Origin of the sequence: Citrobacter sp. Cpo071 (assembly GCF_030332765.1) — a bacterium.
GTDB lineage: Bacteria > Pseudomonadota > Gammaproteobacteria > Enterobacterales > Enterobacteriaceae > Citrobacter > Citrobacter portucalensis.
This window is the reverse complement of the sequence record NZ_JAOWHE010000085.1, coordinates 52,360-73,239: the sequence shown is the minus strand read 5'-3', so window position 1 is coordinate 73,239 and position 20,880 is coordinate 52,360. Positions and strand designations below refer to the sequence as shown.

Below are 20,880 nucleotides of genomic sequence, written 5' to 3'. Positions count from 1 at the left end.
GGAAGAATCAATGAAATACCTCAAACAGAGTCTGCAAATTTTGTGTTTACTCGCCTTCGCCTCTTCTGCCTTCGCACAAACTCACGAAGTGTTGATGAAAAATCGTGGGGCTGGGGGACCAATGGTCTATGAGCCAGATTATCTGGAGATCCAGCCAGGGGATACGGTGAAGTTTATCCGTAAACATAAGAGCCACAACGCTGCTTCAATCGCTGAATTGTCTCCGGCTGGCTATCCTGGATTTATGGGAAAAATAGATGAAGAGATCGAAGTTACTTATGACAATGCCGGGTTTTACGGCATCAAATGTACACCGCATTACGCACAGGGCATGGTGATGCTGATTAAGGTTGGAGATGCCTCGTTACCAGAAAGCTACCGAGCGTTCAAAGCACCAGGTATTGCTGACAAGCGCTTTCAGGAAATTTACGCGCGTATCGACAAACGTTAATCCGCGATACTCAGGGAGGTATACGAGGTGGCAGAGAATAAACTTCCAGACGGCGAAATCCAGGAACAACGTAGGGAATGCCTGTGTAAACTGACAAAATTTGTCGGTGCAGCAGGCATCGCGGCTGCAGTCTGGCCGCTGGTTTCGGCCTTGGGTCCGGATGAAAAAGCGCTTGGGGAAAATGAACCGATTGATGTCTCTCTTGCAGGTGTTGCTGCTGGACAAACCGTCAGACGTGTATGGCAAGGAAAGTTGATTCTTATTCACCATCGCACCACGGATGAAATCATTACTGCCAGAAGTGCCGACCTGGATACGCTTATCGACCCACAGCCAGACAGCGCCAGGGTCTCTGCAGCCCATCCTCAATGGCTGGTAGTTCAAGGTTATTGCCCACATGCCGGGTGTGTACCCAACGCCCGACCGGGAGGGGAGGGGTGGATTTGTCCGTGCCACGGTTCTGAGTTTGATACCTCCGGGCGCGTGACACGCGGGCCCGCGACTGCCAACCTGGCAATCCCAGACTACGTTATTCATTCCGATGGGCAGGTCGTGCGTATCGGCACGAAGGAAGTCTGAAATGAGGAATGAGCTTGTCTATTCGCTTCGCGGGCGTATCCCTTTTCCTCGCTCTGTTGCTGGACTCTGGGTATTTGCAATCGGCGCTATCCTGCTGGTTATGCTCGGGGTGCAGATCCTTACGGGTATTGTGCTGGCGATGTTTTACGTGCCGACGGCTGAGCTGGCATTTGACTCCATTATTCATATTATGCGCGCGGTTCGCCATGGAGAGCTGTTACGCAACATGCATGCTATTGGCGCGTCGCTCTTTTTCTTTGCCTGCTATCTGCATATTTTTCGTGGTATGTACTACAACGTTTACCGCAAGCCCTGGACGACAATGTGGATGGTTAGCGTCACGCTGTATATCCTGCTGATGATAACTGCGTTTCTTGGTTATAGCCTTATCTGGGGGCAAAAAAGCTACTGGGCGGCAACTGTAATTACCCGTTTTGCCCAGGCTATCCCGCTGGTGGGTGATTCAATTTACGCATATTTAGTCGGCAGCCATACGCCGGGGACACCGATGCTTGGCCGCTTTTTTGTTATCCACTTTATTCTTCCCTTCGTGATTATCGTCGCCACGGTTATCCATATACGTACCGTACAGTCGGCGTTTGCCCAAGCGATGAAAAAGAAGTTTAGCGAGAAAGAGTCCAGGAGCCTGTTGTTCGATTACAAAATTACCGATCTCGATGCTATCAAAATCACTCTTTTTTTGATGGTTTTCGCCTGGTTTTTATTCTTCGCACCGCACTATCTGAGCAGCGCCGACAACTTTATTGCTGCGGACCCAACGATTACACCCGCGATTGTTGCGCCGGAATGGTATTTCCTTCCCTTCTTCTCCATCTTGCGCTGCTTCCCGAATGAATTCGTGGGACTAGCCGCGATGTGCGGTTCGATACTGATTTTCTATTTTCTGCCCTGGCTTGATACTTCCCAAGCTCGTTTTCGCCATTACAGCAAACTGGTTAAGTGCGGATACTGGCTATGGGTTATTAATGCCTGCTTTTTAGGCTGGTTAGGGTCGAAAGCGCTGGTTGGCCCGGATCTTCTTGATGGCTTTCGTAATGAAGAGGGTTGGATTCGTGCCGCATCCCAGCTTTCGACACTGATTTGGTTTGCCTGGTTTTTAATCGTCTTACCTTGCCGTCGTTTTTTGGAAAAACAGGATTGAGGATGAAACAACTATTGAAATTCAGCGTCCTGTCCTTTTCTCTATTGGGGCTGGGTTCCTCATATGCGCAGGAAGCCACGCCTGAACGCCAGGAATGGAGCTTCAGCGGCATTACCGGTCAATATGATAAGGAACAGCTTAGACGTGGTCTGCAGGTTTATGAAGAGAAGTGTCGCGCTTGTCACGGCATGAAACACCTTACCTTTCGGACGTTGACCAGACCCGGTGGTCTGGAACTCACGGTTGAAGAAGCAAGAAGTATCGCCAGCGGCTATCAGTTTCCTGCGATTCAGGATGACGGCCAGATAGGTGAGCGCGACGGTACGCTAAATGACAGCTTTATATCACCATATCTAAACGACCGGGAAGCACGCTACCTTAATAATGGCGCTGAACCCGTTGACCTGAGCTATATCGTCCGTGCCCGCTCATACGATCGCGGATTCCCACAATTTTTGTTAGATGCTTTTCTGCCCTACACGGACCAGGGGGCAGATTACGTTTACGCGCTGCTAACCGGCTATCTGCCTGCCGATCCCGAACTGAAGGCTAATCGCTATTTTCCTGGCGGTGTGATTAACATGCCAAAACCGCTGACGAGTGGGGAGATCCAATGGAGCCCAGCGTCGAAAAAAGCTGAAACTGAGGAGCAATATGCCAGGGATGTTACCGCCTTTCTGGCATGGGCTGCCGACCCGACGATTTCTGAACGAAAGCAACAGGGAAATTACGTTATGGGCTATCTGGCTATTATGCTGGGCTTGCTATGGATAGCACGACTAATGAAGAGACGTTCGCTCATGTAGGTCTTGCGAGGCGGGGGATTACTCAGTTCACCAGCATTCAACCGGTCAGGTGCGCAGTTGCCCTTGCGCGAGTAAGACGAGTAAAGGAAGGCAAAATATAAACCGAGCAAAATGAAAAAACCCCAAGCTATTTTATAGCTTGGGGTTTATGTTTGGCGGAAGCGTAGTCCGCCAAATTAATGTCCGAGAATGTCAGGAATAGTATATTTTTATCATTAATAAACAATATGTTGTCAAAATACATTGTTCGAGGACGTCTTGCTACATCCGAAAAAATCTGACATTTTATGCAGTACCTTATGCATGGCGGTTTGTATGACAGGATTTTACTATGCCGAAAAAAGCAAAAGAACTCACCGGACTCGCAGTCGCTAAGTTGAAAAAAGAAGGTTCTTTTGCCGTCGGTGGCGTTGACGGCCTGTATCTTCGAAACAGAGGCCAGTCGCGTTCATGGGTGCTTTGCGTTGCTATGGGGGTAAGAGTAAATGCTCTAGGAAGAACTGTTTCGAGACGTTTAAACATAGGTCTTGGCCCCTACCCTGAAGTTTCATTAGCGGAAGCGCGTGACAAAGCTCGTGAGCTGCGTAAACAAATCCGTAATGGTATTGACCCTCTTGCAGAAAAGCACGCCCATAAAGCGCATCAGGAACGTCTGGCGCACAAGAACAAATCCTTTGCTAGCTGTGCTGAAGACGTTATCGCAATTAAAACCAAAGAGCTAAAGAACCAGAAACACATTGCTCAATGGCGGTCCACGCTGGAAACGTATGCTTATCCTGTTATTGGTCAAAAACCCATCGCTGAGATTACAAAGACTGACCTATTAGCGATACTTGAACCAATCTGGTTAACAAAAAACGAAACTGCCAGTCGTCTTCGCGGCCGCATTGAAGCGATCATCGATTACGCAAAAGCGAAAGAATACTTTGAGGGCGATAACCCTGCTTCATGGAAAGGTATGCTTAAGCCCCTCCTGCCAATGCCAAGCAAGGTTCAGACCCAAAAGCATCATGCTGCATTACCCTACAACGAGATCGGTTCGTTCATGGCCGAACTACGTAAACGAGCAGGCATTTCAGCGCGAGCACTTGAGTTTTCAATACTGACAGTTTCGCGCTCTGGTGAAATCCGTGGCGCCGAATGGTCAGAAATAGATCTGAAGAACAAAACTTGGACCATCCCAGCCAACAGAATGAAAGCCAGCAAAGAGCATAAGGTTCCACTGCCTGAGGCTGCCATTGCCCTGTTAAAGGACTTACCCCGCTTCAAAGACAATAATCTTGTATTCCCTGCCCCAAGAGGTGGAATGCTTTCTGATATGTCATTGCTGGCAGTCTTGAAACGAATGGGACATAGTGGTTTAACACAACATGGCTTCCGTTCAACATTTCGTGATTGGGCTGGTGAAACCACAGACCATCAACGTGAGGTCATTGAACATGCATTAGCACACCAATTGGCAGATAAGGCTGAAGCAGCTTACCAACGTGGAACTCTGTGGCCTAAACGTGTGGCGTTAATGGACGAATGGTCGAAGTACTGCATTGTCAATGTTTAACTGTTCTGTTTGAAGACGCCATCAGCAAGGCGCTGCGCACAAGATGGGTTACGAACCAAACAGGACATTTGTGGTCACAGCTTCCGCACAATAACCAGTGGCCTTAATTGAATCCGGTTTATGGTCTGAAGACACTGTAAAGTTTCAAACCAATCATAAGGAAAGCAACAGTGTCCGGGCTGCAAAGCCAAGCATCTAGATCAACGTCGGCTGATGCTCCTGTAGTGAGCTGATATCCTTGATGTCAACCGGGAAAGAATGGTTAGGCCGTTTGAATTCAATACGTTATAATTAATAGAATAAAGGGTGGCCCTTTATTCTATTATGCAATTTCATTGTATTCTATCACTATAAGGTAGGCTACTGATGTATGATTCCATATAATCCCAGTCAGGATTATTATTAATATCCACAGGTAACCTTATAAAGGTATCTTTCATTTTTTCTAAAGTCCATTTCCTGCCGTATCCGAATTTTAATTTATTTGTCCTTATAATTGTGCATAAGAAAACCCCCAAAAAAATATTAAGCTCTTTGTTTTTAAGTGTTAACACATTAACATCATCAGATGCCCAGAAATCGTTCTTCTGATAAAAAGCTTCACCAACGGAACCATTGTAATTCACTGTAATACAATTCCCACGATGAGTTGGTTTATTTTCAATCAACTGCCGTACACCATTGTTATCAGATATAGCTCCAATGAAATTTAAATCACCTTCAACCATATCTTCCTTTGTTAAACGTTTGCCTTTAGAAAAATTAAATATATCTTTCATGGGAAATTCTTTCCATAATGATACATTAATAGGCAAATCAGGTTTAACAACCGTGGTTTTAATTTCATTGAAAAAGCGATTCAAGTCAAGGTTATCAACCCAATCAGGGATTGATTCTGGTAATAAAATATCGCCCAGAGTCTTATTCGCTTGCCTGCCATAACTATATTTATATTTATTCTCACTTATAAGATGAGCACAATATAACTTCCTGACAAAGCTCATCTCTTTAATTGGCGAAAGAACATACAAGTCCCTACCGCTATAATAAGGCTCCTGCTGTACAAAAGTCGACAATACAGATCCACCACCTGCACAGCTAATCGTTCCGGCAGGATTAGGTTCTACATCTGGTAATGGTTTTACCTTAGCGACGACACCGTTATTTTGAGATGTCCTCGCTACAAAGTTTATGCCAGAACTATCATCAGTTATATCCAGCTTATTCAACTCAAGGTTAACACCATATTTAATGTGGAATAAGTCTTTAACCTTCATGAACTTTACCTTCTTTTACCAGATAAGAAAAATAGTCTCGTACACTTTTTTCAAAATCTTCTTGAGTCAATTTTGTATAATCAGTTTTCATATATGCTTCTGCGAGCCATTCGTCCTTGTGAGTGACAGCTTTTTTTGCAGAAAGACCATCAACTTCTTCAGAATTTTTATATAAAGAAAGCCACTGACTCTTTATTTTGCCCCATTGATTATAAACATCTACGCGCCCTAATTTTTTTCTTTTTATGAAACCATCGTCCTTGCAATAACCAAAGAAAGTTTTAACTTTTTCATCATGTGCTTTATGCGCCTCCCAAACCATAACGCATACATTTGTTCCTGTTGGATAGAAAATATCATCAGGCATTGAAAAAACAGCCTTTAAAGTGTGCTTTTCAAATAACCGTTTTCGTACATCTTTAAATTTAGTCCCTATAGCACATGACATGGGAACAACTACTGCTGCTTTAGAATTCTTTACAAGAATGTTAAGAAGTTGCTCTACAAACTCTAACTCAACAAGATCTTTTTGTGAGTAAGGAGGGTTTAAAAGACCAGCCGTTAAGCCAACATTGTCTTCGGCAACATTGCCATTCTCATCTATTCTAAACTTAGCTGCATCTTGTAATTTTTTAATCGTCTTAGAGTTAAAGCAGTCTCCATGTATAATATTGGATTTACCGTCTCTACGAATGATCATATTCGCTATGGCTAATACATACAAATCAGGATCTAATTCAATTCCGTGTAGTTGGTGCTTTCTAATGTTTTCAAATTTTCTAGGGTCTGATGTTTTATGAAACATCTTGTTCATAGCTGATACTAAAAAAGAAGCGCTTCCACAGCATATATCAGCAACATAGCTATCTTCATTTATCTCAGCCAAATCACACATGAACTCAGTTAAATGTTGCGGAGTCAAAACAATACCAAGGCCACTGCCATCGCCACCGCTATATTTTACAAACTCATGGTAAAAAACACCTAAAGCATCTAAAGATGAGTCAGCATTATTCATCATGGGCTTAATTTTCATCTCTAGTTGCTCAATATACCATGAAATAGAATAATCGCACCCAATAGGAATCTGACTAAGCTTTTCGTTCTGGCCGATAGACCTAAAAGAAGCCTTAATATTATCTCTCTTATTCCTCGATATATCGCTATCATCAAGGACATTATCTATAGCGTTTGTTAACGAAAGTATAATATTGGGAAAACTAGTTAGATTTATATAATCACGAGAGAAGTCTTTATCTTCTAAAGCAATTAATATGCCAGCGATGAAGATTGGTTTTTGTTTTTCAGTTACTTTAATACTGCGAAGCCTATTGTGAAAATCAATTGCAGTATCTCGAATTTCATCCAAGGAATAACTTTTAGATATTTTTTCTCCGTTGATTGCTTTCCAATAGTTATCGGGAGAAAGAAAAATATTGTGTAGTTTCTTTTGGTGTAGAGGAGCATCCTGATTTTTAGGCCAGTAATATACATCTACTGATGACTTTTCTTTTTCTGAACCACTGACCCCTACTGCAATAACATTATAATGCTGCTTCAGGAATTTTGCGTAATAAAGTGCACCGTCAACTGCAAAAGCGTTTGGCTTATTTAAAAGAGGACTAATATGTTTTCTTGTCTGGCTCTTACATTCAATAACTAAAATAGTCGAAGGATCATGTTCGAAAGTTATGATGAATTCAGGCTTAGAATTCCCCTTCCCCCCAAGACTATAATTATTTAGGGCACACTCTATAGGTTTCCCTCCCGCTTTTGATAGGGACTCCCTTATTTTTTCAATATTAGGAACACTACCCTGAGGATAAACATAGCCAAAGCTATTTACACCTAATGTGAAGCACATTTCTGTCATTGTTAATTGTTCAGTATAACTTTCTATTTTCATTTATATTAACCATAAAGCATTTCCTTTCATTATAACATGAAGTAACAAACAGTCCAACATCCTTTTAAATTAATTTTAAAAAAAGATATTAGTTAATGAATCGTTAGATAGTATAAATAAGACACTAATCATATAATACAAACTCTTTATCGACATCGTCTACTTTATAGTCAACTGCTTCAGATAGTTCTGCCACAAGGATAAACTTCAGGTGTATCTCTGTATTCTGGGATTAGAAACCCTCTTGTTTTTTAAGCAGGTTAAGTTGTTATACAATTACTAACAATTAGCATTTTAAGCCATTCAATAACTATATTCATAGTTATCGTACATTAATTACGGTGAATCCCATTATGTTTATACGCCCATATAAGCAGTTCCATTTTTATAAAGATGTTTAATATAAGTCATATATTCTACTTGTGGTAAAATATAATCAACCCCAAACCCAGTTTGTGATGCTTCTTGAGATGTCTGATTGACGCACCTGTATCGACACCAAAGTTTGAAGTTATCGAGTATACAGATGGCCAGTTTCATCTATTTTAGCCATATAGATTCTTCTTCCACTACCAGAGCTATTTCTGGAAGTACACTGTATGGTTTGAGGAGGTGGTGCTTTAAAGAATCCACTTCCTGTACTTTGCCACACGCCATTAACACAGGATAAAAGTTGTCCCCCACTGGTTCTTCCCTGTAAACCATTCGGTGATCGACCTACGTCACTGACAGCAACGCCATTGAGTTGAAAATATTCACCAGCACTTAATTAAAACTATTTTTTGATTCCCGCTGAGATGATATCATTTCACCTGAAACAGCGTTATTTAATTGAGCACTCCATTAACCTAACAGCCAAATATAATACCCATGAAATTGTTGCAACTTCTTCCGTTATATTTCTGAAATTATTTACGCCCTGATTATCTATGTTTAAATTAGCAGTCATAGGTGATTCGCTATCATGAAAAAAAGCTGTCCGTAATGCCACCAGTCACCTAATTGCATGTGTATAATCTTCTATCTGGCTCTCTACAGTTACTTCCACCATTATTACATTCATTTCCTTTATATCTTGACACTTCTATTTGTTTTAAACGATTAGGGTCGTTTGGACAAGAACAACCTCCGGTATCTTTATTTGGAACATAACACTTTCCTTCAACAAGAATAAACATCCTATTTACACTTCCGCCCCCTTCTTTCCACACACCATTAGTGCAAGATAATATAGAACCATCAACTGCTCGTCCTTGCAAACCATTAGGAGAACATCCATTTCCCGCATAGGCCACTCCATTTAGATGAAGATACTCTCCAACTGTTGCTCTACCACCTGATACAACTCCACCAGCACCATAAACTTGTCCAACTGCATCAATATTGCCATTAGAGTGTACGTAGTTAGAATTAATGTTTCCTGATGCCCATACATATCCAGCGTTAACTGTTCCATTAGCATCTATATTCCCGGTTGATTTAACGTATCCGCCATATAATCCTGCTGAAGTCTGAATGTTTTTACCATTATATGCTGTTATAGTATTGGAATCTGTCATATTCCATCCGCCACCATATTTTTGGAAATAAATCCCCCCATCTCCCATAGTTCTGAACCAGTTATTAGTATAGGTCTCACCTCTGGATGTTATGGTTGTTCCTGATACGGTTTTATTAGAATTTAAATTTCCATTGACTTGACCATTACCCGCTACAATCAAATCAGAGTTTAATGTTGCCACACCGCCAACGTCTAATGTTGTGTCTATCACCGCTGCCCCGCTAGTTCGTAATACCTCCGTAGTTATGGTTCCCGCTGCCGTTATATTTCTGGCATTATTTATGTCCTGATTACCCATGTTTAAATTACCGGTCATAGGTAATGTGCCATCACGGCGCAAATACACTGAATACATAGAAGAATCGTATCCAACACGATACGCAAGTAGACCCGCTGCAGTGATATTATTAAAAGCTGATGATGTCTCGGTCCATGCGCCCTGTAGACCTAATACTAAAGCCGCTGATTGCGTCATTCCGCTATCAATACCCGCTACCTGCATAGCCTCTCCTAACAAATCATAACGATATTTTCCACCTTCCAGCCAAGGTGATGTTGTTGTAATAAGACCATTGATAACAAAATTGGGAGCAGTCCCTGAACGTTTTAATACTATTTTGTAAGATGATTTTTGCATGTTAATGCCTGTATAACCTACAGGCAGAAACCCTTCATTTACTAATGTTTGATATGTGATTTCGCAGCCGTTAGATGTACATGTTCTTGGTCCCGGATCACTTGACTGACTGCTACTTGAAGAAAGTGTTGATAGTTTGTCATAGTGGATACTGATATAGCGATTTGCCGCCTCTCCTATCTGTTTTATCTGATTACCAACAGTGTTAGCTATCATGTTTTCTTGATTAGTTTTCATGTCCTGAAATTTTACGAAAGCCATCACTGTTCCAATACCTAAAACTAATGTCAATTCCAATAAAGAAAACCCCTTTTTATTTATTTCTTTCATTTTCATCATCCTTTTTATTTCACGTACTTAACAATTAACAAAAATAAAAGAGAGGTCAAGACCGATGAACATGTAATTCAATAAAACACTTAACAGCATAATTTAAGAAATACGATTTTATCCGTTCTCATCCTTTGTATATTATTCTGCTCATGAATTTCAACATTCAGAATAAAGTTAATGACCATTGCTATTAAAACACTTAATAACATCCGAGCCCTTCGCGCTCAGGCAATTAACGGCTATTGTCGAAGACAGATGTCAAGAAGAATCACTTGCACAGCATCAAAATGCTGAACGTCAGGCCAAAATTGAAGCGCTACGTGCACAATTACTTGAAGATGGTATTGACCCGTCTGAGCTGCTGGGTAATCCTAAAACTTCACGTTCGGCAACTGTTCGAGGAAAGCTCTTGAAGACTTCGCAATCTAAACACATTCCATGCCTTTTTTAATCCGGGCATTGTCAATACTCTTATAAAGGAAAGAATATGCCATCACCAAGAGAAGTGAATCCGCATAATTTCAAGGTATTAGAAATTATTTATGATTTAAACGGATTCTCCGTTGCATGGGGGATCTGGGAAGATGGGACTAAGCGCCTCGCGATGAGATGGAATGGTGAAGGCGAGGACAAGGGTTACCCAAAAACATTTGGTAATCCTGTATGGTTTATGCTCCCAAATGAGCTTAGCCTACCAATACTTCAATCACTGGATGCATATAACCCTTTACATCGTGGTGTTGCAAAAAGTTAATCGTTCTGGACATCATTTAAAAAATGTATGTCATGCGTTATATGACATCAATTTTTAAATTAACTACCGCGCCCTCTGGGGCTTGGTCAACAGCTCCCCAGCCTAAAACAAGTTTTAAGCCGTGGAGCTGTTCGGACGTGAAATGATTTTATAGTCTGAATTTCGTGAGGACTCTTTCAATGTAGATTTTTCCATTTATTTTATACCGTTCGATATCATGTGTATGTAAGGATGGAACCTCTAACAACAAACCAAAGAGTAATTGTTTATCTACCTCACTTATATCACAGTTTAAAACCTTGGCAACCTCTGCACCCAGAATTATTTTTTGTCGTGTATTTTCTTTTTTGTTATCTTTTTTCTCTTTTGCTTTAAGAAAATTTAATTTATTTTGTGCTCCTGCGATTTTTTGCTCAAGTGTTTTCTTTATTTCGGTCCTGCTTCTATCCCCCAGAAAGGCTTTACCTGTTAGGTATGTATTTTGTATTTTATCATCACTCATTATTTACCCCACTGATTTCTATGATTATAAGGGACATTACTTCTGAACTCATCATCTGATAGTGCACGCTTGATTGATTTAATCCGAGATCGGAACTGTTGTTTTTCCTGTTTCTTTTTAAACTCAACTCTCACTTTTGTGATTATCTTTTCTGCTTCACTATACGCTTTTTCCAGATCGGTATAGATACCATTATCAAGTAATCGTTTTGCTTCAAGATCAATGGCTTCATCATTATTTTTATACATAAAACCTCCCTTCTTTTATTTCCTGATTATGTACTAACACAATTTACAGATAAATCAATAAATAAGTTTTAATATTTTATCTGACAACCCAAATACTTATAAATCCAATGTTAATAGTCCATAACGCAGCATTGACACAGATCAGTATTATTTCTGACTCACACAACTCACCGACATTCATATTCACCCCGTTTATTTCATGTTCTTATGTTCTTTTATATTAAACTATTGACTTTGGCAAATTATGCTTGAGTTAATGTAATATTGGGAGTTACAATGATCTTACCTTGTTGAACAAAAATTTATTTACCACCAACTTGTATACCCAGTGATAAATATTTAGATGAAGACATTGTATTTTTCTCTTTCACTTATAAATATGATAAAGAAATGCCATCCAGTATAATTGGTGTTCATGCCGCAGCACGACTCGTATCTAATGGAAAAAAATCAATTACTCGTCATGATATAGAGAAAATTGAAGCTGCTGAACAGTTCCATTATCATGCTGAAGCTCCAAGTGAGTTTTCCACATTAATTACCCCTACCATAAAATATGACTTCAAGGATGGCATTTATACTCCTGAATACTCATCTTGGGGTTATGGATTACGCGCGAAATATCTGTTCTGAATGCTATACAAAGAAGATATTCCCTTTCTTCATCAAAAGTTAACTATCAACAAAAAAACCTGCTAATTCAAAATCTGGATGGAATAATATCCCGCCAGATAAAGAAGTTGGCTTTTTAGGAGAGAAATTCATATATGAACAGGAAGTTGCTTATGCCATTAATCATGGCATTCCAGTAAGTGAAGTTGAATGGGTATCACAATCCGATCCGCAATCACCATATGATATAAAATCAGTTCGTATAACACCGACTGGTAAACAAGAACATTTCATTGAGGTAAAATCAAGTCGGAGTATGAATGAAAGCAATATTTATATTTCTTCACGACAAGTTAAATTCTTTCAAAAAAATGAATCCAATTCAATACTAAAGTGTGTTACTTTTATTTCCAATACTCAAGTAGATACAGTACAAGAGTACAGTTTAAAACAACTCATGGATGCGTTTGAATTAATCCCTATAAATTTTAAGTTAAAAAAATTGAAACAACAATAAATCCAGACTGGTAAGTGAGAATGTTAGTGCGCTGGAGTAAAAAATATACAAACAGCGCATACATACCCCCCCTCCACTAACACCCCATTCTCTCCGCGTTACTTATTTTTATTTTTTAGTGGTTTTCATTTCACCTTCCAATTCTCCAATCTAATTCTTTACCCTCACCTGTGAATTGTGCAACAGGTAAAATTACCAATAAACTAATCTATTTCATGTGCTTTAGTCTTTTCCCGCCTTACCGCGGGATAAATTTACACTCTTTTTGTCCTTCGGACGCCATCTACACCCCATTTATGTAATATCGTGGAATACTTCGCCCTTCCATCCAGTTCGCGCCGCTTAATTCGGCGTTTTGTTTTACAGACATTAATATATTTCGTATTAATTAAGTAGGTAAGCTTTATACATTGTTATTATTTTCTGAGCCATTTATGGCGATAAAAAATAAAGCAATGCCCACTTACGCATTATCGCTTCGCTCTAATGCCGTGGGGTCTACCGACGGTTGCCTGCCGCAGGCTAAAACCGTTTCCTTCGGAAACAAAATCAAGGTCAACGTCAACCCCGGCGTTTTCCTTACGTAAAACGAAAAGCAGCATTTGGCATTGAGGAATATTTGGATGGCGATATACAGTTTCAAAATGGAAAACATCAGCAGAGGCGAAGGCCAGTCTTCGGTTAACTCTGCTGCATATCGTCACCGTAAAGTGTTCTTCGATAACAGAACAGGTGAAGTGTGTGGTCGCAAAACAGCACATAAAAAGGACCTTGCCTTTGCGCACATTTTTGCACCTGAAAATACCCCACCAGCCCTGATTGTTGACAGTGAAACACTCTGGAATGCTGTCGAAGCCTCAGAGAAGAGAAAAGATGCCCGTCTTGCCAAAGAGTTTAAAATTGCCCTTCCTGCTGAGCTAACGCCCGAGCAGAGCATTGAACTCACTGCAGCTTTTGTTCTTGAGCACTTTACCAAGCAAGGCATCATTGCCGATGTTGTTATCCACGATATCAATGGTCATAACCCGCATATCCATATCATGGGAACAACCCGTGAGATTCTCTCTACAGGTTTTGGTAAAAAGGTCCGTGAATGGGATAAGCCTGAGACCCTTGATAGCTGGCGTAAAGGCTGGCAGGACTTCTGTAATGAGTTCCTTGAGCTGTATGGTTATGATGAACGCATTGATCACCGTTCTATCAAGGTCCAGTATGAGGAAGCCCTAGAACAGGCTACCGCTGCCGCTACCAATGAAGAGAAAGCAATCTGGCTGGCTAAAGCTATTGAAACAAACCGCGACCCAATACTTCATATCCCTCGTGATCGTTGGGGCACTGTAGCCGCTCAGGAACAACGTGCTGCAGAGCAAGCCATACGTGATGAGCAGAAAAAAGAAGCTGTTGAAGCCTACTTTGCCTTTAAGGATTTACCATTAGACATCGTTGTTGATGTTGCCAGCTTTACGGTTCATGCACTTTCTAAACCTGAAGAAATTGTTATCCCGGATAATACCGGGAAAGCTTCATCTTCAGACACGCAAAAACCTGTTCTGGTTGCCCCTGCACCTCATACACGCACTACGCTGAAAAACCCATCCTCTTCAACAACAAGAGCGATTAAACGCGCTCCTGTTAAAGCTAAGAGGAAGCATGTTGAACCTCGTCAGGATGGGATTTTCAAACGTTTCACACTGTTGGTCGTCGGATACATAAAAGAGAAATTCGTCTGGGCCAGAAAGAAACAGTCCCCAGTTTCAGTGGATGCTGAACATGATAAACGTATCGCTGAAAACTATGTCTTTGATGAGGTCCAAGGCATCTATGTGTCACGCGCTGAGTATGAAAGACGTGCCAGATTTAACAGTGACACTTATAGTCCAACCAAAGAGGAGATCAGGCGTTTTCCAAGTCGTCCTAAACTCGTTCAGACAGAACATAATATTAGTCTAGATCTAATTACTCCCATACAGTCTGAAAGCAAAAGAAAATATATACCGCGTTTAAAACCGCCAAATCATAGATAATAAGAAAAAAGAGATAATAATTACATCCAATATCTCCTTTTTCATGGCATGTGTTATTAAATAATAAATTGCTAATCAACCATTTTTAAATTGTGAAACAGCCATAATAAAATCATCTTCCCATCGCTGCGTTCTGATTGTTCTAGGATGTGGCGCTCTAAGCGTATACTTCGGAAGATCTGGATGATGTAATCTTGAAAAATGTTTCTTTGGCAATCCATTAACATTATCAAAAACCAGATCTCGGTATAAATCACTCAGTCTTTTATCATACTTGTGATTCGTAAAAAATATACATATATCTGGTTTAAGAATACTAACCTCTTCCTTAACGAGATAGTCTAGAGAAGCAATATCTTGTGCAAGTTCCGTGCGATCTGGTGACCCACAATCAACATCAAATCGATTGAGATTTGACCACGCTATAGCATATGGTTCAATATTTAGTGATCTTTCCACCTTCCTAATTACATTCCAAAAAGCACTACTATAATATGATGATCCAAAATTAAATTTTTGATACGTAGCTCTTTGATCTACTATAGAAGGAGATTTATTCCAGCCAAACGTCTCCTGCCCCACAACCATTAGCTTTAATTTCTGAGATGAATAATTACTGATATTTAAAAGAAGTGGTCCATGTAGATTTTTATCTGAATGCTTTTTACTATATTCATTGAGAGCATTAATATTCTTGATGTATAACTGACTAAGTTTGTTATTCATTACCTATTCACCATAAAAACTTTAGTTAATAAAATACGAATAATATTTCGTGATTTTATGCCTCAAAAGAAAACAAGTCAATTCACAGATTGCTATATAGCTATACCAAATAGTAACTCTCTAAAGGGAATACAAGGCCGGTGAGTATGCTCTGAACAATCGCAAAACATCACGAACCATGAACCGGACTTAACGATACAGATCTTGGCATCAATGCAATTGAGAAAAGTATAGACACTTATTCAATACTTGTCTTTCCATATTTAAGTAATGATAAGATAAAAAACCTAATAAAAATAAATAAACAGAATATAGTCATACTCCACTACCATTCATTTCACCACCATTTATAGTAAGTCAAAATTGGTTGACTGGTGTATGTCATCCATGCTCATATGCTTGAATAGCTAATTTAAATGAGGTTGTTCACCAAATGCACGAATTTCATCATTTTACGACAGCAATTGGTTTAAAAGGTATTCTGGATTCTGGGCGTATTCTGGCGACTGATACTTATGTTAATGAAGCAATAAAGCTTAAATCAGTTTGCCTTACAACCGATTTATCCCCTGAAGGGCATGGTCTACCTGATGGACGTGAGATTACTGACAAGCAAGCTTTAGTATTCGGCCACAGATGTTTTACTATTAATAATAAGACATACTGTCTAAATCACAGAGAGTTCCGACTAAAAATTAACCCACAAAATTTAGACATTATTGCTGCAGTTGATTTTCATCTAAATGATATGTTTATGATAAAATGCTTGGCAGCCTCAGCATATTATCCTCACGGTGAAGCTGAAGAACAAGTACACTTAGAGGAAATAGCAAGGATGGTAAAAGATCCTACTTTTCTAGGAAAATCTCCTACATGGTATTATTGTTTACAGGATATTCCTTTAGCTTCTTTAGTACTGATTGAAAAACTTTCCATTGATGGGAGTTATCAAACAGTATCTTCGGAATCGATTTATTCTCATTTGAATAAGAATCCCTTCTTACAAGGGTAGATTCATTTTGTTCGGGGGATATGACATCCCCTTTCATTGCACAATCATGGATTTTCATTAATTAACCTCTATCATAAAATATATAATTATTTAAACCATCCATACTGTTATGTCAAATATTAGTCCTTATTTTATTTTTTATACTTGCAAAATAAAAAACCACATCCTGTTTTATGAGATGTGGTTTAAATACTTATAATTTAATATTACATTCTTCGCCTAAACACAACATTGTCAGAGAAGATCGCCTTGCCAGCGACAAACCCAACAGCTGCAATTATCGGTAGGCTGATAGCAGCCCCTGCCATGCCTGTAGACATACCAATCAGTACAGACAAGCCGAAGGACAATAAGATAGCAATAGCAGCATACCAGCTGGGGTAAGCCCCATATAAAACAGTCGCCATGCAGCCAGTACAAACATACACACCGCGCTGGCTCTCTTTCAGGCAAAACGGACACTGGATTGTATTGTTTTCCATAATAGCCCCCTTAAATCGCTTTCCAGCCATTGCTGGTTTTAACAAGATTAATCATGCCATCTTCAGGTTCATTCATGCCCTTGACGCTGGAGAACGCTTTTTTGTCCACCCATGAAGGAACATCCGCCAACCTCCATGTATAAGAAACGCGAACAACTTTCTGATTACCATTTCCCGGTTCGGTCCATTCCTTTATCTCAGCAACTTCCCGATGACCAACACAGGCACCTTTCTCACGGTCCCAAAACTCAACCTCTTGGCCCTTGTCCGTGACTTCCAGAACATCAACACTGCTAAAGCCATTTGCCTGTTGTGAAACAGTGAGCAGCCCTTGTTCAACAAGTCCCTTAAGGATTTCATCACTAGCACTGTATCCGGCAGAATGGTAGCCACGGTTAACCTTAATCGGAAAACCTTTATTGAATACAATGTCGTTGTCCTGCAGGGAGTAGCACAGCTTTGATTGTGATAGTTTCGCGTTGATCGCTTTCTTAAAATCGCCTTTTTCACCGCATCCCGATACAAGAACAGCAAGACCCGCCACGAGTAAAATTTTACGCATAGTGTTATCCCGGAATTAATGATTGATTGTGCCGTTTTTCAGAACAACCAGACGAACTGGCATATCGGCATTGTTGACGGTAGCGAACCCACGGACTTCGAAATTGTTTACCGTTCCGGTGACGCTGACTTTCTGCCCTTTCTTATAAGTAAGAACTGCATCATCAATACCAGAGTAGTAATCCAGCCAGACCATACCGCCGCAGTAACTCGTATCAGAGGTTTTAAATAAAAGGTAATAGTTAGGGGCTGTTTTGGGCATTCCCGTCATCATATCGCTGGCACTTCTGCCCTTCGTAACTTCAAGAACAGTGGCATTGATGATAGAGATCCTTTTGCCTGTCCATTTCTTTTCTGCTGCCATTGCATTTTCTTCATAGTCTTTGCAAACAGCACCAAGGCCAGATACAGATGATACCGGGCCAAGGCTTTGAGTGGTGGCTGTTCCCCCCAGCGCTTTACCTACTGAAGACAACGACGAGCTGATTGCTCCATTAATTGTATTCACGCCGTCGTTGAGCTGCTGGCATCCTGTTAGTGCGGCAGCAGACAGTACCAGTGGCATCACTATCCGTAATTTCATATCTATCCCCAATGTGTGGAAACTTTATGTCAAAGACAGCCCTACCCATAGGTTGGTCTCTCTGGGCTGAAAAAAAGCATTAATCAATTGATAGGATTCAATTTATTTTTCTGTTCGTCATATCGTTTGTATCGATCGAATTCAAATCATTTGATAGATTTAAACTATCATATATACACAATCGATCGATATAAGCAATTAAAACACCGATCAATTGACGCTCAAGTGATAGTTGAAATCTATCAAATATAATTTATTGATCTTCTATATCGATCAATAAGTGGTGTAATGTGCACGAAGAGCCATGTCAGTAGCTGTTTGCACATGGATGGAGATAGAAAGGTATAGGTCGGAACAGGTAATACCCTGTCGACCATTACGCAGACAGGGATTGTTAGATCTCAGGTAACGTAGCTATCTTCAGATATGGTGTTGCAAAAACCTGTATGCAACGCATGTTTTAATATGCTGTTTCATATGGAATGGTTGCTACCATTCAGGTTTTTCAATCATCTTCCAAAGCACTCACACCGCTTGCTGGGAAATTGGTTTTCATATTATTCGATATCTTCGGAACTAAGGACTCTATTGTTTCTTCGCTAACTTGGCTCAGTTCAGAAATCAATCTTCTGTATGTATTAATCATTCGTTCCTGATCACACTCATGTGCTGATTCTGATAAGAAGAAATAGTCATAATCTTTGACATGGATATTATCACCATTTTGCAAAGTGAGTTTTATTCCTTGTTCATTTTCTTCAACATCTTTAACAATACAAGCCATAAATGGTATCTTTTTATTTGTAAGAAAGAGCGTAACAATCTTAATGTTGTTCATTCTTTATTTTCCTTCTTTTTTATTATTTAATACCATATCGAATCGGTAAAAATCAAATTTAACTCATTTAATAAACGTTTTACCTGTTTTTTCTTATTCTTTTGAAAAGATATTTCTCTTATGAGCTAAAGCTCATGTGCTGACGCACGGCTACGCCCTAACGCTGTAAAATATATTTAACGATTTAACAATGGCCTTTGCTATGTTTTAGGGGAAAGCCAAAAGGATCAACATCTATTCTTTTATTCATGATTAAATATTTTAGATCCTATATTTCATAACAGTATTAGCACTAAAAAATATAGTATCTGCTCTTAAACGCATAGGAAAACTATATTCATAGAAGCAGCACTTAGTGATTGTTCAAAACAATCACATTGCTGAAACAGGGTTCATCCCTGTTAATGATGGATTTATCAATGAAGAATTGCGGCGACAGCCGCCAATAAAATAAAGGTAAGCAATTGCAGTATTCCTGAAACATCAGCAGCGCTGCGTGATTGTATGAAACAATCACTTCGCTGAAAATACACCCCAAGAAAACCATATGTTTTTACGTAAAACGCTCTGCACATAAGATAAAAGGAAAACTAGACTCTCTTAACTTCTTACTAATTATTTAATTATAAGCACTATCCCAGCCCAATAAAATCGGGGCTTCACACCTTTTTTTCCTATGTTTAAACATAGCAGACACCTATGTTTAAACATAGAACCCTCCTATGTTTAAACATAGCGGAATCTATGTTTAAACATAGTTTTTTTAACATATAGCAACATCATAATAATAAAAGTTCTATTTTATTTATAGTTTAACTATTGACTTTCATTTTTCTGCATAGTATTAAATAGGCATAATAAGAACTATAAGAGAGAATAATATGAATACTAATGACACTGAACTACTTCGCTTATTTGAAACATTAACCACAGAGCAAAAGATTGATATCGCAAGACACTTGCTACAAAACAAAGATATAAAATCAACCACCGTTATTGCAACAGAAGAAGATAAAGCGATCTCATTTGCGCAGCCTTATGTTTTTGCTTTTACTTCAAACTTTCGTGTTTTTTCTGATCTGGATATATCTAAGAATGAATTCCGCGTGTTGACTTATATCTTAGAATATATGGAGTTTGGAAACCTAATCAACCTCTCACAGTCATCACTCTGTAAAGCGTTGAATATCGCATCCGGTAATATGTCAAACATATTCAAAAAGCTAAAACAAAAAGGTATTCTCGTTGAACATCATGGACACCTGTATATCAACTCTAATATTTTTGCCAAGGGTATGAGTCATCAACTTGATGAAAAACGTAAAGAGCATTTGAGTAATGCAAAAAGCCTCAATGCTGATATTGAACAATATCCAGAGCATTATGCAGATCTTTCACAGAAAGAAAGACGAAACTTATCTTTGGAAACTGAAAATAAAGAGATCTACACAGATGCCTTTGTTTTTAGCAAGAAGAAGAAAAATAATGCTGTTCCTAATGCTAAAAACAGTGTCCAGATCGATAAGCCGCGAAAGGTATATAAAAGAACAAAAGAAAATGAAGCGGCAAGAAAAGACGTAGCTGATATCGACATCTATTTAAAAGCTGCATCCTAAAACAGGACAACAATAATGGAAAAAACATACTTGATAGTTTTTATTCTACAAAAGTAAAAAAAAATATTTAACCCTTTCCTTAATTTGACACCTTCTCTATACACCTTAATATATAAATATATCCACTATTTATTA

At 39.5% G+C, this 20,880-nt stretch carries 21 protein-coding genes and 2 pseudogenes; 13 read left to right on the top strand and 10 right to left on the bottom strand.

What is annotated here, in order from left to right:
* Positions 1 to 10 precede the first annotated feature (10 nt).
* From OGY09_RS17420 to OGY09_RS17395, 6 genes and pseudogenes are all read left to right on the top strand, one after another.
* The gene (locus tag OGY09_RS17420; protein WP_008784302.1) at positions 11 to 451 is read left to right on the top strand and encodes a pseudoazurin; all 441 of its coding nucleotides are present in this window, start codon (positions 11 to 13) and stop codon (positions 449 to 451) included.
* A 27-nt stretch (positions 452 to 478) separates the two neighbouring features.
* Positions 479 to 1,030, top strand: a complete 552-nt coding sequence (gene petA, locus OGY09_RS17415) for a ubiquinol-cytochrome c reductase iron-sulfur subunit (RefSeq protein WP_008784301.1) — start codon at positions 479 to 481, stop codon at positions 1,028 to 1,030.
* A 1-nt stretch (position 1,031) separates the two neighbouring features.
* The gene (locus OGY09_RS17410) at positions 1,032 to 2,192 is read left to right on the top strand and encodes a cytochrome b (protein ID WP_020996507.1); all 1,161 of its coding nucleotides are present in this window, start codon (positions 1,032 to 1,034) and stop codon (positions 2,190 to 2,192) included.
* Between the two features lie 2 nt (positions 2,193 to 2,194).
* On the top strand, positions 2,195 to 2,998 hold the full coding sequence (locus OGY09_RS17405) for a cytochrome c1 (RefSeq protein WP_008784299.1): 804 nt from the start codon (positions 2,195 to 2,197) through the stop codon (positions 2,996 to 2,998).
* Between the two features lie 331 nt (positions 2,999 to 3,329).
* Entirely contained in the window at positions 3,330 to 4,556 is a 1,227-nt protein-coding gene (locus OGY09_RS17400; RefSeq protein ID WP_286590723.1) for a tyrosine-type recombinase/integrase, read from the top strand.
* A gap of 11 nt (positions 4,557 to 4,567) precedes the next feature.
* A pseudogene (locus tag OGY09_RS17395) lies at positions 4,568 to 4,778 on the top strand (tyrosine-type recombinase/integrase); the annotation flags it as partial.
* 110 nt (positions 4,779 to 4,888) lie between these two features.
* Here OGY09_RS17395 and OGY09_RS17390 read toward each other — a convergent pair.
* The 3 genes from OGY09_RS17390 to pilV form a co-directional block, all read right to left on the bottom strand.
* Entirely contained in the window at positions 4,889 to 5,833 is a 945-nt protein-coding gene (locus tag OGY09_RS17390) for a restriction endonuclease subunit S (protein WP_286590721.1), read from the bottom strand.
* Positions 5,823 to 7,739 (bottom strand): HsdM family class I SAM-dependent methyltransferase, encoded by a 1,917-nt coding sequence (locus OGY09_RS17385; RefSeq protein WP_286590719.1) that lies wholly within the window; start codon positions 7,737 to 7,739, stop codon positions 5,823 to 5,825. Before OGY09_RS17385 ends, OGY09_RS17390 begins: the two co-directional genes overlap by 11 nt.
* 998 nt (positions 7,740 to 8,737) lie before the next feature.
* Positions 8,738 to 10,273 carry a shufflon system plasmid conjugative transfer pilus tip adhesin PilV gene (gene pilV / locus OGY09_RS17375; protein WP_502873209.1) on the bottom strand — a complete coding sequence of 512 codons (1,536 nt, stop codon included), beginning with the start codon at positions 10,271 to 10,273 and terminating at the stop codon, positions 8,738 to 8,740.
* Positions 10,274 to 10,447: 174 nt separating this feature from the next.
* Here pilV and OGY09_RS17370 point away from each other — a divergent pair.
* Positions 10,448 to 10,661: pseudogene (locus tag OGY09_RS17370) on the top strand (H-NS family histone-like protein); the annotation flags it as partial.
* 96 nt (positions 10,662 to 10,757) lie between these two features.
* Complete coding sequence (locus OGY09_RS17365; RefSeq protein WP_199985152.1) at positions 10,758 to 11,024, top strand: hypothetical protein; 267 nt, start codon at positions 10,758 to 10,760, stop codon at positions 11,022 to 11,024.
* Positions 11,025 to 11,172: 148 nt separating this feature from the next.
* Here the strand turns inward: OGY09_RS17365 and OGY09_RS17360 are convergent, their stop codons facing one another.
* The gene (locus OGY09_RS17360) at positions 11,173 to 11,526 is read right to left on the bottom strand and encodes a conjugal transfer protein TraD (protein WP_286590714.1); all 354 of its coding nucleotides are present in this window, start codon (positions 11,524 to 11,526) and stop codon (positions 11,173 to 11,175) included.
* Positions 11,526 to 11,774: a hypothetical protein gene (locus tag OGY09_RS17355; RefSeq protein WP_048221720.1), complete on the bottom strand. Its 249-nt coding sequence runs from the start codon at positions 11,772 to 11,774 to the stop codon at positions 11,526 to 11,528. The genes OGY09_RS17360 and OGY09_RS17355 overlap by 1 nt, the downstream gene beginning before the upstream one ends.
* A gap of 390 nt (positions 11,775 to 12,164) precedes the next feature.
* On the opposite strand from OGY09_RS17355, the gene OGY09_RS17350 reads away from it, so the two are divergent.
* The 3 genes from OGY09_RS17350 to mobQ all read left to right on the top strand — a co-directional run bounded on the left by OGY09_RS17350 (position 12,165) and on the right by mobQ (position 14,927).
* Positions 12,165 to 12,407 (top strand): hypothetical protein, encoded by a 243-nt coding sequence (locus tag OGY09_RS17350; protein WP_286590712.1) that lies wholly within the window; start codon positions 12,165 to 12,167, stop codon positions 12,405 to 12,407.
* Between the two features lie 88 nt (positions 12,408 to 12,495).
* On the top strand, positions 12,496 to 12,903 hold the full coding sequence (locus OGY09_RS25295; RefSeq protein WP_353622474.1) for a protein NO VEIN domain-containing protein: 408 nt from the start codon (positions 12,496 to 12,498) through the stop codon (positions 12,901 to 12,903).
* A 623-nt stretch (positions 12,904 to 13,526) separates the two neighbouring features.
* Complete coding sequence (mobQ, locus tag OGY09_RS17345; RefSeq protein ID WP_181688303.1) at positions 13,527 to 14,927, top strand: MobQ family relaxase; 1,401 nt, start codon at positions 13,527 to 13,529, stop codon at positions 14,925 to 14,927.
* A 75-nt stretch (positions 14,928 to 15,002) separates the two neighbouring features.
* Here mobQ and OGY09_RS17340 read toward each other — a convergent pair whose 3' ends face one another.
* On the bottom strand, positions 15,003 to 15,653 hold the full coding sequence (locus tag OGY09_RS17340) for a hypothetical protein (protein ID WP_071444965.1): 651 nt from the start codon (positions 15,651 to 15,653) through the stop codon (positions 15,003 to 15,005).
* A gap of 433 nt (positions 15,654 to 16,086) precedes the next feature.
* Between OGY09_RS17340 and OGY09_RS17335 the strand changes: the two genes are divergently transcribed.
* Positions 16,087 to 16,665 carry a hypothetical protein gene (locus tag OGY09_RS17335; RefSeq protein ID WP_071444966.1) on the top strand — a complete coding sequence of 193 codons (579 nt, stop codon included), beginning with the start codon at positions 16,087 to 16,089 and terminating at the stop codon, positions 16,663 to 16,665.
* Positions 16,666 to 16,871: 206 nt separating this feature from the next.
* Here OGY09_RS17335 and OGY09_RS17330 read toward each other — a convergent pair whose 3' ends face one another.
* The 4 genes from OGY09_RS17330 to OGY09_RS17315 form a co-directional block, all read right to left on the bottom strand.
* Positions 16,872 to 17,147 (bottom strand): hypothetical protein, encoded by a 276-nt coding sequence (locus tag OGY09_RS17330; RefSeq protein WP_071444967.1) that lies wholly within the window; start codon positions 17,145 to 17,147, stop codon positions 16,872 to 16,874.
* A 10-nt stretch (positions 17,148 to 17,157) separates the two neighbouring features.
* Positions 17,158 to 17,709, bottom strand: coding sequence for an SEN1982 family lipoprotein (locus OGY09_RS17325; RefSeq protein WP_071444968.1), 552 nt, complete (start codon positions 17,707 to 17,709; stop codon positions 17,158 to 17,160).
* Positions 17,710 to 17,724: 15 nt separating this feature from the next.
* On the bottom strand, positions 17,725 to 18,291 hold the full coding sequence (locus tag OGY09_RS17320) for a hypothetical protein (protein ID WP_047414182.1): 567 nt from the start codon (positions 18,289 to 18,291) through the stop codon (positions 17,725 to 17,727).
* 505 nt (positions 18,292 to 18,796) lie between these two features.
* Positions 18,797 to 19,129 (bottom strand): hypothetical protein, encoded by a 333-nt coding sequence (locus tag OGY09_RS17315; RefSeq protein WP_286590710.1) that lies wholly within the window; start codon positions 19,127 to 19,129, stop codon positions 18,797 to 18,799.
* An 881-nt stretch (positions 19,130 to 20,010) separates the two neighbouring features.
* Between OGY09_RS17315 and OGY09_RS17310 the strand changes: the two genes are divergently transcribed.
* Positions 20,011 to 20,745, top strand: a complete 735-nt coding sequence (locus tag OGY09_RS17310) for an SEN1990 family winged helix-turn-helix DNA-binding protein (RefSeq protein ID WP_100280101.1) — start codon at positions 20,011 to 20,013, stop codon at positions 20,743 to 20,745.
* Positions 20,746 to 20,880 lie beyond the last annotated feature (135 nt).